Here is a 20,867-nt window from a genome sequence, read left to right on the forward strand (position 1 = left end):
TTTTGACTATTTGTTTGGAATAAGTCTAAATATAATTAACAAAGAATAAATAAATTTTTGAATATAAATAAATAACTAATTCCTTATTACAATGTTTAAGAGAACCTACAAAATGAAATTTGTGTTAGTTGCTTTGGCAATTGCAGGCATGACCTCGTGTAAAGATGATGATGCAGTAGTGGCACCATTGCGTACTACAAAAATTGATTACGCAACATTGACAGCTACCACACCATATAGTAATGCTTTTGTTGACGGAGGAAAAACTACAGTAGATTTAAGTAATGGTAATAACCGTTATAAAATGTTTCAGGCATTAAATACTTCAATGAGTTCATCAATTAGTGGTAATAAAGTGATAGATGCTACTGTGTTGAAAAATATGTTTGCTAATACTAATAACCCATTTGTTGATAGTACTAAACTAAATACTTCAGGTGTACAGTTGCGTAATACTGTAGCTTCTTCTTGGTCAACAGCCGAGGCAGAAGTAGTAAAAGCAAAAATAGAAACGCTTTTTAGTGAAATTGCTGAAGCAAGTAAATCAATTACTTCGACTGCTGAAAAAGGTAAAGCAGGAAAGTTAGGGAGTCGTTTGGTTGATGCTAAAGGTATTGAAACAAACCAAATTATTCAAAAATCATTAATTGGTGCTTTACAGTATGACTATATTGGTAATGTATTGTTAACCAAAGGGCTGGATGCTGATAATAGCAAGCTTGTAACAGGTAAAAACTATTCTCAATTAGAGCAAAACTGGGACGAAGCCTATGCTTTTTTAACATTAAACCAAGCGTATTTAGCTGGTTCTACAAATACAGTAAGAGGTACAACTGAATTTGCGTTAGGCTCTTATGTATGGGAATACAACCAAGCGGCTTATCCACAAGTTCACCTTGCCTTCTTGAAAGGTCGTGCAGCGATTGTTAATAACGACAAAACAGAATTGAAAAAACAAGCTGATTTTATTAAAGCAGCGTTTGAAAAAGCAATTGCAGCAGCAGCAGTAGGTTATTTAGGAAAATGGGGAAATAGAACCTCTGAAGCAGACAAAGTTCATGATATTGGTGAAGGTGCTGGTTTTATCTATTCTTTACGTTTCTGTACAGTTAATGGTGCAAATGCTAAGTTTTCAGACGATATTTTAACAGCATTGTTAGGTTCAGCAAATGGATATTGGGACTTAACTCCTGCTAAAATTTCAGCAGCGTCTGATGCCATCAAAGCAAAGTTCGCTTTATAAGAACTTATTTTTAATAATAGTAACCAAGTGGGTTGGTGGCAATGGTATTGCTGTCAACCCATATTATCGTTTAATGTGATGACTAGAATAGACTTAAAAAAAGTAAGTATTTTATTGATTGCAATTGTATTGATGTTGGCATGTTCAAAAACTGATGACCCACAAAATACAACGCCAGATTTGAATAAAGATCGTGCCGCAATATTGACCAATTTGGCCGATAATGTCATTGTGCCATCCTATACCAATTTTAAAGCAAAATTGGATTTGATGTCTACTAAGTCTCAAGCTTTTATTGCCAAGCCTGAGGTCGCTACACTTACTGAATTTCGCCAAGCATGGGTAGATGCTTATATCAGTTGGGAAACTGTAGAAGGCTTTGACTTTGGTCCAGGAACCAAGACAGGGATTCGTAATTATTTCAATATATATCCAACAAATGTTGCTGGTATTGCAACATACATAAGCAATCCGTCTGAAAATTTTGAAGTAACTGCCGCTTATGACAAACAGGGTTTTCCTGCATTAGATTATTTATTGAATGGAACAGGAAGTACCGATGCTGAAATCATAGCCTATTTTAAATCATCTACAGATGGTGCCAAGCGTTTGGCATACGTTAAACGAATTGTAGATCACATGAACGAGCTTATTACCAAAGTAATAAGCGACTGGGGAACTTATCGCAGTGAGTTTATTTCAAAGACGGGTACAGATATTGGTTCGCCAATGGGTGAAATGATAAATGGCTATATTTTACATTATGAAAGATTTATCCGTTCTGGTAAATTCGGTATTCCATCAGGAGCTATGCTCAATGGTGTTGTGTCGGCAAATAAAGTAGAAGCATTTTATAAAAAGGATATTTCTAAAGCATTGGCACTAAGTGCACATCAAGCAGCTGTTGACTTTTTTAATGGTAAAAATGTAAAAACTGGTGCAGAAGGCCCTTCTTTCAAAAGCTATCTTGATGGTTTAGTGGCAAAAGATGTTACTACAGGAAAATTATTAAGTGAAATAATCAATACACAGTTTGTGGCTAATAAAGCTAAAATAGATGCGTTAAAGCCTAATTTTTACCAAGAAGTGGTAGATAATAACGTAGCGATGAAGGCTGTTTATACTGAACTACAAAAAGCGGTAAGAATGCTAAAAGTAGATATGACCTCGGCTATGAGCATAACCATTACTTATACTGATAATGACGGTGACTAATCCTTGGCTTAACAACACTTTATATACTAATTATTTTAAAAAAGAGACTTCTGTTGCACCATTGGCAGTATTCAGAATTGCTCTGGGCTTTATGCTTTTCGTAAGTCTTTTGCGCTTTTGGAGCAAAGGTTGGATTTATGATTTGTACATAAAGCCTCGTTATTTTTTTCCTTTTTATGGATTCGAGTTTATTCGTCCTTTAGGGCAATATACATACATGCTGTTTATAGTATGTATTGTGTCGTCGGTTTTGGTAATGATTGGCTATTTTTATAGAATAGCCATTATTGGCTTGTTCTTGAGTTTTACTTATATAGAACTCATGGATAAAAGCACTTATCTAAACCATTATTATTTTATCAGTTTACTTTGTTTGATTATGGTGTTTTTGCCAGCACATAGGTATCTTTCAGTAGATGCTTATAAAGACAAAACTTTATTGGTAAACAAAGTTCCTACATGGTGTATAGGTGTTATCAAGTTGTTGGTTTTTATACTTTATTTCTACGCAGGGCTTGCCAAGTTAAATAGTGACTGGCTTATTCAGGCGTTGCCCTTAAAAATATGGCTTCCAGCACGTAATGATATGCCTATCATAGGTTTTTTGTTCAATTACTCATGGACACCCTATGTTTTTAGCTGGTTCGGATGTGTATATGATCTAACTATTGTCTTTTTACTATTGAACTCTACAACAAGGCCAATCGCTTATTTAACAGTTGTAGTTTTTCATTTTTTTACAGCCTTGTTGTTTCCTATCGGTATGTTTCCATATATTATGATAGTGACAGCCTTGATTTTTTTCTCTCCTAGTTTTCATCAAAGCATTATTCAACAACTTGCAAGAGTGTTGAAAGTACCAGCCAGTTTTTTACAGGCTGATAAAACTTACTCGTTTGCTCCTATAGCCAATAAGCTTTTAATAGGTGGGTTTGTGATATTCTTCACTGTCCAGTTGATATTTCCATTTAGGTACCTGATGTATCCTGATGAACTTTTTTGGACGGAAGAAGGCTACCGATTTTCATGGAGAGTAATGTTGATGGAAAAGGCAGGTAATGCACAGTTTACTGTAAAGGATAATGATGGACACCAACAAATAGTTAATAATACAGAGTTCTTGACAACGCTGCAGGAGAAAATGATGGCTACTCAGCCAGATATGATTTTATATTATGCACATATCTTGAGAGATTATTATCAAAGCGAAGGCTTTCGGTCACCTCAAGTATATGTCGATGCTTATGTTACCCTGAATGGTAGGTTGGGTAAAACATTTATTAATCCTACTACTGATTTAGCCAAAGAAATAGAATCCTTCCAGCATAAATCCTGGATTATTCCCCTCAATAATGAAATTAAAGGTTTTTAGTACAGTTATAATCTGTTTTTTTGCAACATATACTTTTGCTCAATATCGTTTGAAAGGTATTATTAAATCAAAAAACGATAGTGCCTTGGTGGCAGCATCGGCGGTTTATCTTGATGGCAATCAGAAAACGTTATCTAACCCAGAAGGCATATTTATATTCCCCTCTATCGCCAATGGCGAACATACTTTACAAATTATTTCTCCAGACTTTAGGCCTGTCAAACGAACGATTGTTATCGCAGGCAAAAATGAAGAAATAGTAATTTACCTTTCTTCACGTGATGAAACGCTGAATGAAGTTGTGGTATCGGATAAGAAAACCGATTTCGGTTTTTCAAGATTAAGAGGTGTTGAAAATATGGGTATTTATGAAGGCAAGAAGTCGGAAGTAATTACACCAGATCAACTAGTTGCTAATTTATCAACCAACAATGCCCGACAAATTTATTCAAGAGTAGCTGGTCTTAATATATGGGAAAATGAGGGTGGTGGTTTACAACTAAGTATCGGAGGAAGAGGATTAGATCCCAACCGAACATCGAATTTCAATGTTCGACAAAACGGACATGATATAAGTGCCGATGCCTTGGGTTATCCAGAAAGTTATTATACCCCTCCGGTAGAAGCCGTGGGACGAATCCAAATTGTTCGTGGAGCAGCGTCACTTCAATATGGTACTCAGTTTGGAGGGCTCATTAATTTTATCATGCGGAAACCCGTTCTTGATAAAAAACTTGAAGTAGTGGCGAGGCAAACTGTAGGTTCTTTTGGATTTTATAATGCTTTTACCAGTGCAAGTGGTACTGTAGGGAAACTTAGCTATTATACTTTTTTTCAATATAAAAAAGCCGATGGCTGGAGAGCAAATTCACATTTTAATAGCTACACATTTTATTCAGATATAGATTATAAAATATCAGAAAAAACCTCTGTTGGCTTAGATGTAACCCACATGGATTACCTAGCCAAACAACCAGGGGGGCTGTCAGATGCTATGTTTGCACAAGATCAAAGACAAACGAACCGAGAACGTAATTGGTTTGATGTAAATTGGAATATGTTGGCTGTTCATTTCGATCATAAGTTTAACGAAACCAACCAGTTTAATCTCCGTTTGTTTGGGCTGTCAGCTCACCGATATTCGTTAGGGTTTAGACCAAACCGTGTAGCAACTATTGATGATAACAGCGACCGAGATTTAATAAAAGGAGAATTTGAAAACTGGGGAACAGAAACAAGGTATTTAAAACGTTACTCTATCGCCAAAAAACAATCTATACTGTTAGTAGGAGGAAGATATTATCATGGATTCAACCACAGTTTACAAGGACTAGGAAGTACAGGAAAAGATGCGAACTTTAATTTTGTAGAGCCCGAACGCTTTATTACATACGATTACAGTTTCCCCAACCGAAATGTATCATTGTTTGCTGAAAATATTTTCTACCTAAACGATAACCTTTCGGTAACTCCTGGTATACGCTATGAATATATTAGTACTAAAGCTGATGGTTATTATGGGAGTATCATGCGTGATTTAGCAGGAAACGTAATCAATATTACCAGAACAGATGAAGTACGTGTAAATAACCGCCAATTTGTGTTGGCAGGGATTGGCATTAGCTTTAAACCATTTGAACAGACTGAAATGTATGGTAACATTTCGCAAAACTATCGTTCGATTACCTTTAGTGATATGCGTATTTCAAATCCTTCGTCGGTGATAGACCCTGATATGAAGGATGAAAAGGGATATTCAATAGACCTTGGTATTAGAAGTCACCAAACATCTTTTTACAATTACGATGTTAGCTTGTTTTATCTAAATTATAATAACAGGATAGGTGAAATACAATTTTATGACGAGAGCAACAGAATATTACGTTTACGAACTAATGTAGGGCAAGCCGTGATTATGGGGATAGAATCGTATGCAGAAGCTGATTTCTTCCGATTATTTAAGCCAGAAAATCAAGATATAAGTACAGTGCTATTCGGTAACCTTGCATTGATTAAATCTGAATATCGTGAAAGTAAGATGGTAGGAGTAAAAGGCAATGAGGTTGAATTTGTACCTAAAGTAAACCTTAAAACAGGCCTTAAAGTCGGCTACAAAAAACTGAAAGGCTCATTTCAATTTACCTACTTAACAGACCAATTTTCGGATGCGACAAATGCTAGAGATGGCGGAATATCATCTGTAATAGGATTAATTCCAGCTTATAAAATTATGGATTTAAGCTTTTCTTATGACTTCAAGAAGATTAAGCTAGAAACAAGTATTAACAATGTTGCTAATGAAATGTATTTTACCAGAAGAGCTACAGGTTATCCAGGCCCAGGGATTTTGCCGTCTGATGGTAGAAGTTTTTATTTTACTTTACAGGTTAAAATATAAAAGTATTTCTATGAAAATTTAGTATCGTTGCAAAGTAAATCTATCATGTTTGTTAAAAGCAGAGGCTGTGTCAATAAAACAGCCTCTGCTCTAATTAATTACTATTTGAGTACCTTTAGAACACAAACGTTATTGCCAGAAGTTATTCTCAATAAATAAATCCCGTTACTAAGTTTATCAGTTGTAAAAGTAAATCGCTCATTATTATTAGGATGTTCTAAAGTTTGGCTCAATACTTCAGAACCACTCATATTGATTAATGAAATGGTTGTTACAAATCCTTGAGTACCTCTAATTTCAACCGTTCCTTTGTCATCAGTAATTGGGTTGCCTATCATACTGGCTTCTAACATAAGAGATGGTTCTTCTATAGTTGCTGCAATTCTAGCATTTGGAATTACAGAAGGTTCTGTACCAGCAATTAGTTGCCCTTGATAATAAACAGAAAGTTTTTCATTCAAAATCATTTCTGTATTGCTCAGATAAGAATAATCATTCGCTTGGTTAAAACTACTCCAGTCTGTTTTAGCAATGCGATATTGAATATTCCCCGTACTACTTGATGGATATAAAATACCAACACTTGGTTTTACTAATATTTCCAGATAATTATCAGCTCCTTCTTTTACAGGACTAAGGGTCGTGAATTGTCCTTGAATATTTGAATTTCCCAAAAGAGCGTAATCCAAGTAATAATTCAAAGCTGCTGTACCTTCCTTAGTAAACCAGTAGCGTACTTTTAAATCGGTATAATTTACAGGGATGTTTCCTTCATTATTAATTTTCAGATAAGTACTGATTGTGTTTGTATTGGCTGACGATTTACTTTGTGTATATACTTTAATTTTTAAATCGCTTGGTACAACTGTTGGCTCTAAACCATAAATCAATTGTCCGTTACGATACAAAGTAATGTGGTTGTTTAAAGTATATGTACTGGCACTGATACGGGAATAATCATCACTTTCTGATAAATTTGACCAGTCTGTATTGGCAAAACGAGATTGAATTACTCCAGAATTTGAATTAGCCAATAAATTACCTGCTGATGTTTCAAAACTATATTCTATATAACCAAAAGCTCCTGTTCTTGGGTTTGGTAAGGCAATATACTTCATTTTTACTTTGCTATTTCCTAACTGAGCGTAGTCTATCCAAGTATTAATTCCTTTGAAGTTTTCAGCCGTAAACCAATATCTAACGGTTAATTCACTGTAAGGTACAGCTACTGAGCCTTCGTTGATAATTGTTAGATTAGGTTTAATTTGATTATTGCTAAGGTTATTATCGCCATCTTGATACTTCACTTTCAATACAGAAATGACTGTTAAAGTTTGACTAACATCTGGCGCTAGATTGTATGAATTACTTCCAGCTTGTGAAGCCGTAATTGTCGTAACTCCTGCACCAACTATATGGATTTTATTGGCAACAATTTTAGCCACTAAAGTATCTGAACTACTATAAGAAACTAGCAAGCCCGAATTAGTTGTTGCACCAGGGTCAAAATCTGTATCTCCAATAGTTTTATTTGCTAAAGTATTGAAAGTGATACTTTGTGAAAGCTTCGATACCGTTAAAGATTGGCTAACTGAATTTGCTACGCTGTAAAGATTATTGCCAGCTTGTGAGGCTGTAATAGTTGTCGTCCCTGCCCCAACCACATGGATTTTATTAGCAACAATTTTAGCCACTAAAGTATCTGAACTATTATAAGAAACTAGCAAGCCTGAACTTGAGGTTGCACCAGCGTCAAAATCTGTATCACCAATAGTTTTATTTGCTAAAGTATTAAAAGTGATATTTTGTGGTAAAATGAAATCATTACTTAATGTAAAAGCTCCGAATTTATTTACACCTGTAAAGCTTACATTTTTACTTGAAGCCGAAACAGTTATTGGACTTACAAATGGAGTAATAGTTTCCCAAGCAGAAGTACCTGAGTTGTAATTCATCAACTGAATATCGGCAGAAGGAGTAAAATCGACATTGCCTTGGTCATCGTTATAAGTAAACTGTAAATTGGTCGGAGAAGCAACAGTCGGCGTAATAGTCCAAGTAAGGTTAATTGCTTTTGACGGAACTAGTAAACCCGTTGGTACATTGCCTTTTTGTAAAGCTACAGCAAAGACAGTTCCTGTTGTAGGTGTAATTGCTATAGGATTATAACTTGTATTAGAAGGTTCTATCCACAAAGGAGTGGCAACATTCGATGATGCCAATTGCTTATAAGTAGCATTGGGGGCTAATGTAAACCAAAGAGAACCTGTGCCATTGCTTGTATGACCATTAGCTGAAATGGGAACTGTTGTTAAATTAAGCGCTACTGTTGAACCATCTATTATTCCACCATCTTCTACATTTACTTTAATGCTTTGCGTCGTAATATTTTTTGCCATGCGGACATTCGCTCCTAATTTTAGTGTACCTCCATTTTTAACATTAACCGTCAAAGTTTGAGTAGGAGTCGGGCTATTCGCATTAGTATTTGAGTACAAAACGAAGGAAGATAAACTTGCATCTAAAGTACCATAAATATTATACGTCATATCTCCGAAATTACCTGTACCTCCCAAAGCTAAAGCAGTATTAGTATTCGTCTCAGTAGCATTAGTCGGAGAATGAAAAGAAGCATTAGCATGCGTTAATGAAACTGTTTTCCCAGCATTAATAGTAAGGGTTTTCGCTGCTGAACCAGATAATAACGAAAAGGTATTAACACCGCTTGTAGCAGTAGTATTATTACCAAAATTCACATCAATATCAAAAACTATTTGTTGGGCAGGAGCATTATTTACGGGTTGAAATCTAGCAATATTTACTTTCCCTGTTCCAGTAATAGTCTTAGTCCCTGTTCCTCCTGTATATAAACGAATACTCTCTCCTGTTGTTTTTGTTATGGTAGACCCCAACGTTCCGTCTACTTGCAATACATCTCCGTTAAATGTTAAACTTACAACCGATCCTCCAGCAGTAGTGGTTCCTTTATAGGTTCCACCTGTATTAATAATGATGTTTTTTGAAGATGTAAGGTTATTAGAGGCTGTCCATGTACCACCAATCACAACATCGCTATTAGTAGTAATAGCCGCAGAATGGGTCATTGTACCATTCATTATTAAGATATTCGATACTGTTAAAGCAATGCTTTCTGTCAATGTAGCGCCAGCATAAACTGTTAGGTTTTTGCAAAGCCCTGCTGTAGTTGCTAAGGTAACGGTATGACCCGACAATATGTGTACATTTGTTGTAGCAGTGGGAACGTTGGTAGTTGTTCCACTATAACCTCCATTTCCATTAGCTATATTCCAAGTTCCGCCATTCCAATTCATTGTTCCTGTCGATACATAGTCTCCAGCAGCAATATTGGTTACAGCCAGTGTTTTAGAGACATTGGTTGCTGCTGAATAGTCGTCATTTCCACTTTGAGATGCCGTAATCAATGTTGTGCCAGCTCCAACAATATGCACCTGATTATTAACAATAGTAGCTACTGCCGTATTTGAGCTAGTATAAGTAACCGCCAAACCAGAACTAGTTGTGGCATTAGGGCTAAAATCTGAATTACCAACAGTTTTTACTGCCATTGAAGGGAAATTTATTGTTTGAGCTGGTAATGCTCCTAAATAACTTAACGAAAAACTATTGATTTCAAAAGTACTACTAGTCCCTAAAATTTTAACACGCATACTTTGTACTCCTGCATTTAAAGTAAAAGAAGGTGAAAGAGTAAGGGTTTTCCAGTCTTGACTACCAGTAGATTCTCCCAAAGGAATCGTTACTTCTCCTGTTTTATCAATACCATTAAATTCTATTTTGATTTTACCTCCTGCCAATAAAGCGGCATAACGTAAATCCAATTGATAACGACCTGTGTTAGGAATATTTACAGTGTAATTCAGCCATTCTCCATCTTCTAATGACGTTAAACGATACCCCCCTTCGTTGTTATTTGCTATATCCACAGGTTCGCTGTTACGATATTGACCACCAGTATTAGTACTACTAAGATCATAATAACTTTTGTTTTGTCCATCACCTACAAAATAATCGAAGTTTTCCGCTTCTAATACTCCTGGAAAATTATTCATAATAAAAGAAGGTTTGCCATCTACAAACTGACATGGGTCTCCTGCACACAAATTGGGTCTTCTGAAGGTCAAGCCACCCCAACCTGGATGGTCTACCTGAAAGCCTTGTCCTTCATAACCATATTCTTGTAATGAAATATCAAAAGCTCTTTTAGTCCATTTATATTTTTCGGCAGACAATCCGACACGGTCACGATAATGTCCGAGCGCCATTTCGTGGATAGGAGAAGAGTTTGATTTAAACGATTCCCCTCTTGTTAAATCTGTCAAATTTCCAGCATTCCAAGGGTTGACTTTCAACGATTCCCAACGTCCGCTACGGTCTTTTCGGCGAATAAACTCCCCTGATTCCACCGTTGGCTCCCATGGAGAAGTTTGGTCTGGAAAAGAATAATTCAAGGAAGCATTATAACGCATGCCAAATTCCAAGCCAAGCAATGGTCTATTATCTAAAAAGCTGTACAAATCCTCCCCTTGATTCCATGCCATTTCACACATCGTAAGGATATTCGAGACCCCACTAACAGCGTGTCCTTGGTCTCTGGATGACTCTTGACATTGTCCATTTTCCCAGATATAGTTCTGTATCAATTCATTGTATCCATAATCAGTAATAGTATTTTGAATATAGGGCGAAACCAACGAAAATTCATTATAATACTCATTTGAAGTATTAGAAGGGCTAGTAGTAGTAATAGTTGGGCCTGAGGGATAAGGTAAATCTTCTGAACGATGAGGTTCGCCTTTCAAATATTTTAAGGCACGTTCGTACATTACTCTATTATCTAAAAATACACCCATTGCCATAATTCCACGCATTGCAAAGATACCTTGGTTTCCATGACGCCCGTAATCGCCGTTATACATATACCAATAAAAAGTAGCGTCTTGACTATTGATGGCAGCTGTTGGCTCTACGGTAGTTGAATACCCAGGATACACTAACATTGCTTTAAATTTGTCAATATCCGTCTGATTCCACCCAGTATAAGTATTTTTTATAATTTCTGCTCCTTCAAGCATTTTCCAGATAACTCTTCCTGCATCCAAAGCCTTTGTTCCGTTAGATACAATTCTTGTCAGGTTTGACCAAGCATTAAAAATTTCAATAGATTTCTTCGCATGGCGTTCGTCTCCTGTAATGTACCACATCAACGAATTATAATAAGCTGCCAAAGCATCGTATTTAAATAGTTCATAGTTATAGCCAACAGTAGCATTGTTTTCTACTAACGTTGTAATGCTGGCATTACCCCTTACCGTATAGTTATAATTGGCATATTGGTTGGCTGAAAAATTTTGGAAGGATGTTTTCCAAGGATCTAAACCTGCTTGAACCATATTTTTCATTCGGTCTAAATCAGATTTTTTATGAGATAACCCAGGATGAACAAGAGGATTAATACCCTGTGTATAGCCACAAAAGCTTAGGCAAGTGCATAGCAATAGCACCCGCAATAAACGGTAAAAAACTTTCATAGTATTTGTGTTTTTGATAAAGGTTAAATAAATTTTACTAAAAAGCAGAGGATTCTCGTGTTAGTATACAAGAGCATTTTTTTGAACGCTCTTGTATATAGGTAAATGTGTGTCTAGTCTATTTTTGATACAAAACCATACTTGACATTGGTTCTAGTGAAATACTTTTGTTGGTGATTTCTTCTCCAGAAGCTACATTTACAGACTTTTTAAAACGCATTGGCACAGCTATATTGGTAATTTTGTTCTTTGAATTATTCATCACAATAAAATATTTTCCATATTCTAATTGGTAAAAATTAGCTCGCCCAGCATAAGGATTTTCGTCTCCCACTTTATATTTCATCCCAACAGGAATTTTAGCTATCGGCTGTTTTTCTCCCGCATGGGCTAAAACCAATCCATCAGGATATTTTACACCTCCGTTACCAAAAGCCATGTTGGTATAGTTGGGCATGGTATAAAAATTACCACTATCCTCAAATCTTTCATCTACTGTTACTGTAGCAATGTTATTATAGGTTGGTGTAATGTAGTGTACTCTTGCTAAATTATTAATGGCATTTCTAGCACGCCAATATAAAGAAGCATACAAGATTTCTTGTTTATTTTTAATGACAATTACACCATTTTCTTCATCCGAAAATACCAAATTAGGCTGTTTCCAGCCTAAAGGCATTTCTTCATTTAGTGGTTGGTGGTTTTTAATTTTTTCGTATTGCTCAGGTACTTCTAATAATCCTGCTGTTACTCTAAAACCTTCATTTTTCATTCTCTCCTCAACAACAGCAAAGAATTGATTATCAGATAACATTTTCTGAGAATAAGCAACAAGTTTCGGATTCATTGTAGCAGCTGCCATCTGGAATGGGCCACCATCCCATGATGGACGCTGAACATAACAAACGTCTCCCGGATAATGTGTATCTCGCCAGCCTACCACGGTCTCTACACGCATTGTTTGATTGCCTTCATTATCAACGGTTGGGTAGCGAAAGTATGTTCTTGCTAAAGCAATTTTATCTATTTGTGCTTTAATTTTAGCGTCGCCATCGGGTAGTAAATCTGATTTAGTCGCTTCATAAATCTCAGTGGTCCAGTCTAATACTTCTCCATAATTACCAACATATCCTAATTCTTTGGTTAGTCCTTTTTCTGTTAGTTGCCAGTAATTATTCCCTGCTGTTTTAGTTGGGTTACCTTCTTTGTCATCACTTCCTAACCAAGGTGTCAATCCTACGGACTGGTACAAATAATCAAGGACTTTACTCTCTGAAGAAGCCTGTTCTGGTGCAATTATTTGTAGCCCTTTATTAGCGTAATAAATTCCATAAAGATCATTAATCATCGATTGATTAGTATATAAACGGCGATTTTGTTGATGACTAATCCTGCAATCAAGCAACATTTTAGAATAAGCTTCTTTACGACTTACCGCCAAATCGGTTATGTTTTCGCTGAAGGAAGGCGCTAAATCATTACGTAATAAATAAATAATTTGCCCACAAATACCCAAACCAAACCAATCGGCATTCCATGTTGCAGGGTCTGAATAGGCTAACCTTGGGTTCTGTAAATACTTTTTATAAAGCTCATCAATACCATTTAAGGTAGCTTTTATGACTGCCGGATTATGGTATGCCTTCGTCCATTGTGTATGATACGCCTTTGCCAGAAATTGCATTTGTACTTGCGAAAGCGGTTTGCTAGATTGAAGCAAGTTCAAAACCTCTTTGTTTATTCTTTCTTTCAAATGCACCAATACATCTTCGTTAGGCGATTTCCTAATTTTGCTTGTAGGCGCTATTCCTTGCTTCTCTTTTTTGTCAGGAACAAAATCGGGGTTGGTATGTGAGTAAACAGCATAAATACCTCGGGTTGGCTCTACCATATCTTTTTGGTACTTATCCCAAGTTTGCCCATAACCCCAAATAGGCCCGTTGCTCCTAATTTCTACTTGTATTTCACTTTTACCCTTCGTTAAAGACAATGGTAAGGGTGTGGTGGTATAAAAGAACCTATCGTTATAAAAAGGGGCATCATTACCAATATCTAACATATCAATATCTCCTAAATGCCTTGACCCTATTTGTTTACCTTCACAAACTAAGTACAAACGGTTTTGAGTTACATCATTCCCCCAAAATTTTGCGGTTAAGTAATTAAGGTTATCTTTATCTATTTTTAGGGTAAACGTAACCAACCCACCCGTCCAAGACGCAGTAGTAGGGGGTAGTAAAACAATTGCGGGTTGCGCTAGTCCTCCTTGAATTGTTTTAATATTTTGCCCATTCACTTGATGTAACTTAGCAGATTCACTATCACCAAAATATAAGTTGTCAATACTTTGTGCTGGTGAAATGTTATAAAAAAGACTCAGAATAGTTGTTATGAGGATTGCTCTAGTTTTTCTCATTGCAATGGAATATCTTTTAAAATTTTAATTACACATATTTTACATTTAAGGAACTACTTGAATGGTTATTTCTCGCACAACTTCTGCATAATTTTCTGGGGAACTGTTGCTTCCGACAAACGTTACTTTGTAAGTACCTGCTTTGGTAAACTGATAAGTATAGCTATTAATTAGTTGAGACGTATTTTTAACTGCAACCCCCATATCTGGCGAAATTTTAGAGAGGTTAAATGGCTTTGTAATTGCCCAGTCATCATCTCCTCCGGGTGCGTAATCAACCAATCCCTGAACAAAAGATAATGAACCCGTTAATGTCCATTTCAATGTATCGCTTTTGATACTGGTGGTTTGTATGCCAGCCAATCTAATATCAGACGTGGAAGTATTATGGCTATAAGTAAAAGTGTTCGGAAAAACATTGCGCATCGAAAAATTACTAATTGTCCAAGACCTAGCCCTCGAAGCACTTGTAGAGGCTGAACTCTTGTATCTGAAAGCGACATACAAAGTGTCTTTTACAGAATGAAAATTTGATAAATCTATATTACCAGAAGGAGTGCTAGTAGTATTGGTCGCCAACTTTGCCTTACTGGTAATATCTGTCCAAGTAGCTTTTTTGATACTATTAGAGTCTATAGTACCTGAAAAGTCTGTAGATACCAATACACTTAAATTATTAGCTTGCCCTGTTGCTGTACATAGGGTATTAAACGACAATAAATTTGTTGCACTATCGGCTTTAGTTCTTTGTCTGTAAGTATAATATTTCCCTAATTCTCCCGAATAAAAAGTAATGTTATCGGGCGTTCCTGAAAAGGTAAAAGTAACGTTTTGCCCCACCTTAAAAGTTGTAGCTTCTGTGCTGACATCAAAAGTTGGCTCAACAAATTCTACAGTATTGCATCCTACCAGTAACATTGGTAGGATAAGTAGCAATAACGAATAATATTTTCTCATGATAATAATATTTTAAGTAGCTAATAGCTAGAAAATTAAAAACCAGGGTTTTGTGTCATTTGCGGATTTAATATTAAATCTCGAATTGGAATAGGCCAGAAAATATCTCTTGCTGAAATATTATTTACTGGTGCAAGTGCAGGGGTAGCAAACGTAGTCGCCGCCGCAGGAATGTTAGCTACTAAACCATTAATATCATTTGCCATACTTTTGATAGTAGGTACTAATATGCCCCATCTTCTTAAATCTCCAATTCGGAGAGCTTCAAAAGCTAATTCTCTGTAACGTTCATCACGGATTGCCTGTCTGAAATCTGCTTTCGAAAGCCCCATTGGCACATCTACTTCGGGCATAGCACTTATTGTAGCTGTTGCAGTAGCGGCTACTCCTGCATAAGTAAATACGGCTCCTGTTGTTCCAGCGGACGAAGCACCAGTAGTTTGGCTTGGAGCAGTATTGGTGCTTGTACCTGCTGTGGTTACGGTGTATAGCCTTCCGTTAGTAGCAACTTGTGTACCTGTTGAATAAACAGTGTTTGCTGTCCATTGATTACCAATGGTAATTGTTGGGGCACTACTAAAGCCACTACCTTGATTCGTTAAAACTAGGTGTACTCTACCAGTAACTACCGTTGCCATAATTTTCACTCCTGAACCACCACCCCCTGTTACGGTTACAGACGGGACATTAGTATAACCTACGCCAGTATAACCAGTTCCTTGATTGGTCATTGTAATGTAATCTACCACAGGAGTACTAGAGATAGCCCTTCTTCGTACTTGATTAACGGCTTCATAAGCTAACGCTGTTGGGCCATTTACTTCATTCTCAGCTTCGGCTAACATCAATAATACATCCGAATAGCGCAGTAAAGGCATATTGGTTGAATTGCTTCGTTGCTGAGATTTTGTCATAGCAGACTCATATTCTCTTCGCCATTTTGCAGGCATTCTTTCCCATAATTGTAGTGGACCTAAATAGGTTTTTACAGCATTTGTATGATTATAATTCCCAATTGTCCAGTCTCTACGGGCATCAGCAGCTTGATAAGCTCTGTATAAACGTGGATGTACCTTATGATAGCCATATACATAGCCACTATCATAATTAACTGTTCCATTAATTGTTGGGCCGTATGTTTGAGCTACCCCGTTATAAATACCTACAACTCCAGCCGAATTCAAGGTTGAAGTAGGGGAGATATAATTATAACCTGTTTCCCAAATAGACTCTCTTACATCGTATTTATCTTGAATTTGATTAATAAATATCTGTTTGAAGTCTGGGTTAAGGCTATGTCTGCCCGAATTTCTTAATTTCATCGCCCAGCTTAAAGCATCTGCAAAGCGTTTGGTATCTTTTACGGGCTCACCTGCGGCAAATAGACATACTCTTGCCAACATTCCTTGTACGGCATCTCTGGTTACTCTTTCTGAATACCCCAAAGAAGCTGTAGTTTGGTCATATAGCAAAGAATCAGCCTCTGTCATATCCAAAATAATTTGGTCATACACCTCTTTTACGGGTGTGCGTGGGCGAATACCATCTTGTGCTGACTCGCTCGACTTTAAGTGTAATGGAATATCACCAAACCATTGTGCAAGCATGAAATAATAATATCCCCTCAGAAATTTTGCTTCGCCAATTGCATGGCTTTTTACAGTTGGGGTTAAACCTGTAGATCTGCCAATATTATCAAGTAAATTATTAGTGAAATTGATGGCAGTGTAAGCGTTTGTCCAAACACCCGAGATATAGGTATCACCAGGAATATTATAATAAGTGGCTGGGCTTTGCTCTGTGGCATTGTAAAAGTATCCTTCATCTGACGATGCCGTACATCTTACCAAATAGTTCTCGCCTAATCCTGAATTTTTCAGGTTAGAGTATAACCCAGATAGTGCATAATTTATCTGTTGCTCGTTTTGATAGAAAGTCGTTGTTAACGAAAAGTCTTCTGGTGCGGGTTCTAAGAAAGATTTGCAAGAACTTATACAAAGCGTACTAATAATACCCAATATCAATAATCTTAGTTTTTCCATGATATAATGCTAATAAATGATGATAAAAAAGTGCTTATAATGTAAGGTTTAGCCCAACTACTACTACTCTTGCTCTTGGATAAGGCGAAAAGTCGAAAGCGGGGGTCAAAGCACTATTTTTGGTTGAAACCTCTGGGTCTGGGCCTTGGTATTTTGTCCAAGTTTTAAGGTTTTGTGCCGAAGCATAAAGCCTTAAGGCCGAGATACCTGCTTTTTTCAAAAATTTTGCAGGAACATTATAGCCTACAGAAATAGTTTTTAGTCGAATAAATGAACCGTCTTCTACATGACGGTCCGAATACACTCTTACTCCTCCTGCATTGGTTCTAGCACGTGGGAACTGCCCATTTTGGTTTGTAAAGCTCCAACGGTCAGCATAAGTGGCAAACATATTCATTCCTAAATCTCTATCATCGCCTGTTGTGGTACTTTCCATCATTATTCTATTTGCATTGAAGACCTCATTGCCATACGACCATTGGAAAAATACATTTAGGTCAAACCCTTTGTAGGTAAATGCATTAGAAAAGCCCCCAATATGTAATGGATAAGGGTTTCCGATAACTGTATTATCGTTATTGTTAAGTAAACCATCACCATTTAAGTCCTTGAACTTGGCATCACCCGGCTGAATATTTGCTTTTGTGCCATAATAAGGGACTCCATCTTTCAAAATATAGCTGGTATTTGCGCCATTTCTTGATACATCGAAATCAGATACTTGGTAAAGCCCATCTGCAATAAATCCATAAAATTGCGCAACAGGCTGCCCAACTTTTGCAATATATAGAGAATAACTGGTTAGGTTTCCAGAAAATGAACCAGAAACAGTCGTTAGCATTGCATTTTCGTTATTGGCTAATCTGAGTACTCTGTTTCTATTAAACGAAATGTTGAAATTTGAGCTCCACGAGAAATCTTTTGCTTTTACGTTCAAGCTATTCCAAGTAAACTCTAACCCTTCATTCTGAATATCCCCTACATTTTGAAAAGCAGAACTAAAGCCTGTTGTACTCGAAATAGTTGAGTTTAGTAGTAAGTCATAAGTTTTCTTTTTATAATAATCTACTTCAAGGTTTATTCTATTATTAATAAACCCAAGCTCAAGACCAATGTCTAACATAGAAGAGGTTTCCCACGTAAGGCTTGGGTTGGCAATGGTTGAAGGAGCTGAACCAACTGTAACAATATTATTGAAAACATATCGGCTATTAAATGGCGTTGTAACGGTAGCATAAGTAGCAAAATCGGATACTCTGTTATTACCAGTAATGCCATAACTTGCTCTTAATTTGCCATCTGAAAGTACCGAGTTCCATTTTTTCATGAATGGTTCATCAGAAAAGCGCCAAGCAAGTGCACCCGATGGAAAATATCCCCACTGGTGCCCTTCTCGGAATTTAGATGAACCATCTGCACGCATACTGGCTGTAAATGAATACTTAGATTTATAACTGTAATTGATTCTGCCTAAGTAAGACATCATAGTATTTAAAGTAGATGATACTCCTACTCTAAAGGGCGTACCCTCATCTAAGCCATTGATTCCTAGTACCTCGTTAGGTACTTGTAAGGCACTGAAAGAGCGTGAATTACTGGTGTTTTTTTGGAGTGTCATCCCTACCAAAGCACCAATAGAATGATCCTTACCAATTTTTTTGTCATAGAACAGTAAATTCTCATTTTGATAGTTGAATGTTCCTCTCGTGTTAATTGCTCCGTTTGGACCATTAGTCAAACCAAAACGTGTGAGTGGACTACCTGTTCTGGTAAGGCTGTTGTAAAAAAGGCGTTGCTCTTCGCTATTCAAAGTAATACCACCCGTAACACGTAACTTGAAGTTCTTTAAAAACTTATATTCTAAATAAGCATTTGACGAAAAGGCATTTTGGGTACGTTCATTGATTTCATTACTTGCCTGAATGTAGGGATTAAACCTATCTGAGTCTGCAATGGCACTTCCTCCATCTTCTACCATATTCTCTAACTCTGCAATACTCATCAAACCACTTAGAGGGCGATACGACCATACATTGTAAATTAAATTATAGGCGGCATCGTTTAGTGAGCCCGTATTTCCTGACACAGTTTGTGTATTTACGACATTTCCGAAACTCGATGTAACACCATAATTAGTTGTAATACCTATTTTTAAATGATTGTTTATCTCCTGATCTAGAGCCAAACGCCCTTGATAGCGGTTAAAGCCACTATTGATGATAAGTCCCTGTTGATCAACAAAATTTCCTGATAGTAAATAGGATGTTTTACCTGATTTACCAGCTAAAGACAAAGCATGGTTCTGAAATGAGGCTTCCTGATACATCTTATCTTGCCAGTCTATTGCTTCTGCATTTCTATAGCTTTCTAGTGTTTTGCTATCTGAAAAATAGTTAGTGGCCGTCCAAGTTGGGTTAATGTCAGCTTGGAGTCTTACAAATTCGTAAGCATCCATTAGCGCCATTTTTTTCGCAATTTTCTGAGTCCCAAAATAAGTATTGTAAGTAATAGTTGGTTTGGCGGCTTTTCCTCTTTTTGTGGTAACGATAATTACACCGTTGGCACCTCGTGCTCCATAAATAGCTGTAGCTGAAGCATCTTTAAGCACTTCAATAGACTCAATATCACTAGGATTTAGAGCATTATAATTAGCAGATTCTTGAATAAATCCATCAATTACAAATAAGGGAGCTGTACTTCCACTAAGTGTACCTGTTCCTCTGATAACAATATCAGCATTTGACCCTGGTTGCCCATCAGCTGAAGTAACCTGTACACCAGCTAAGCGACCAGCCAAAGCTTCATCAAATGAACGCACAGGAGCTTTTTCAAAATCAGACATTTTTACAGCTCCAGTTGACCCTGTGTAATCACGTTTTGAAACAGAACCATAGCCTGTAGAAATAACTTGTACCTCATCTAAAACACTAGTTTCTTCTTGTAAAGTAATGGTTAATACAGTCTGTTTTACTAATACAATTTCTTGTTTTTTGTAGCCAATAAAACTAAAAACTAAAGTTGATTTTTCTTTAGCAACGATTATTTTGAATTGTCCATTTTTATCTGTCAGCACTCCTTTCGTTGTGCCTTTTATACTAACAGTAACGCCTGCTAGTTTTTCTCCATCTGCACTTGTTACTGTGCCTGTTATGGTTTCGTCAACGGCATTATTTGCTATTCGTTGCCCAGACTGATTTTGCTTTGTATCAATACGAGTACTAGCAAATAGTTTTACAGCACCCAGCTGTACTACAATAAGCGTAACTCCTAAAAATAATAATAGACTATTTTTCTGCATGATTTATTGAAATAGTTACTTTTTTAGCGAATGTTTTTTTAAGAATGACTAATATTTTTTCTGTTTTTTCCTTCTATTACCACTCTGCTTTCTTACTATTTACTTTGAAGGTTTTTAATGAGTCATTACACATTAGGTTAATTTGAATGAAACCCCTTAGAGGTTTTTTTCTAGAAATCAAGCGTAGTCGTTTGTCCATAATATTTGTATTAAAGTGTCAATTTTGATTAATCGATTAGGCAAATATGTATAAATAAAAATTATTGACTTTTTTAAATTAGAAGGCTCTAATATTTTCATTTTGTCCAATAAAGTCATGAATATTTCACATTTGTATCGTATTGACGAACTGATTA

The 20,867-nt window shown here is 36.5% G+C and carries 9 protein-coding genes; 4 read left to right on the top strand and 5 right to left on the bottom strand.

Annotated elements, in window-relative coordinates; genetic code table 11:
• The first annotated feature begins 91 nt into the window (after nt 1–91).
• From VB776_RS07505 to VB776_RS07520, 4 genes are all read left to right on the top strand, one after another.
• Nucleotides 92–1,243, top strand: coding sequence for a DUF4856 domain-containing protein (locus VB776_RS07505; RefSeq protein WP_323327611.1), 1,152 nt, complete (start codon nt 92–94; stop codon nt 1,241–1,243).
• A gap of 78 nt (nt 1,244–1,321) precedes the next feature.
• Nucleotides 1,322–2,458, top strand: a complete 1,137-nt coding sequence (locus VB776_RS07510; protein WP_323327614.1) for an imelysin family protein — start codon at nt 1,322–1,324, stop codon at nt 2,456–2,458.
• Nucleotides 2,445–3,830: an HTTM domain-containing protein gene (locus tag VB776_RS07515; protein WP_323327616.1), complete on the top strand. Its 1,386-nt coding sequence runs from the start codon at nt 2,445–2,447 to the stop codon at nt 3,828–3,830. The genes VB776_RS07510 and VB776_RS07515 overlap by 14 nt, the downstream gene beginning before the upstream one ends.
• Nucleotides 3,811–6,228, top strand: coding sequence for a TonB-dependent receptor domain-containing protein (locus VB776_RS07520; RefSeq protein ID WP_323327618.1), 2,418 nt, complete (start codon nt 3,811–3,813; stop codon nt 6,226–6,228). The genes VB776_RS07515 and VB776_RS07520 overlap by 20 nt, the downstream gene beginning before the upstream one ends.
• 101 nt (nt 6,229–6,329) lie before the next feature.
• Here VB776_RS07520 and VB776_RS07525 read toward each other — a convergent pair whose 3' ends face one another.
• The 5 genes from VB776_RS07525 to VB776_RS07545 form a co-directional block, all read right to left on the bottom strand.
• On the bottom strand, nt 6,330–11,798 hold the full coding sequence (locus VB776_RS07525) for a cellulose binding domain-containing protein (RefSeq protein ID WP_323327620.1): 5,469 nt from the start codon (nt 11,796–11,798) through the stop codon (nt 6,330–6,332).
• Between the two features lie 118 nt (nt 11,799–11,916).
• Nucleotides 11,917–14,214 carry a hypothetical protein gene (locus tag VB776_RS07530; protein ID WP_323327622.1) on the bottom strand — a complete coding sequence of 766 codons (2,298 nt, stop codon included), beginning with the start codon at nt 14,212–14,214 and terminating at the stop codon, nt 11,917–11,919.
• A gap of 45 nt (nt 14,215–14,259) precedes the next feature.
• Nucleotides 14,260–15,171 carry a DUF5017 domain-containing protein gene (locus VB776_RS07535; protein WP_323327624.1) on the bottom strand — a complete coding sequence of 304 codons (912 nt, stop codon included), beginning with the start codon at nt 15,169–15,171 and terminating at the stop codon, nt 14,260–14,262.
• Nucleotides 15,172–15,206: 35 nt separating this feature from the next.
• Nucleotides 15,207–17,213 carry a RagB/SusD family nutrient uptake outer membrane protein gene (locus tag VB776_RS07540; RefSeq protein WP_323327626.1) on the bottom strand — a complete coding sequence of 669 codons (2,007 nt, stop codon included), beginning with the start codon at nt 17,211–17,213 and terminating at the stop codon, nt 15,207–15,209.
• Between the two features lie 34 nt (nt 17,214–17,247).
• On the bottom strand, nt 17,248–20,511 hold the full coding sequence (locus VB776_RS07545) for a SusC/RagA family TonB-linked outer membrane protein (protein ID WP_323327628.1): 3,264 nt from the start codon (nt 20,509–20,511) through the stop codon (nt 17,248–17,250).
• Nucleotides 20,512–20,867 lie beyond the last annotated feature (356 nt).

Source organism: Arcicella gelida, from assembly GCF_034931025.1.
GTDB lineage: Bacteria > Bacteroidota > Bacteroidia > Cytophagales > Spirosomataceae > Arcicella > Arcicella gelida.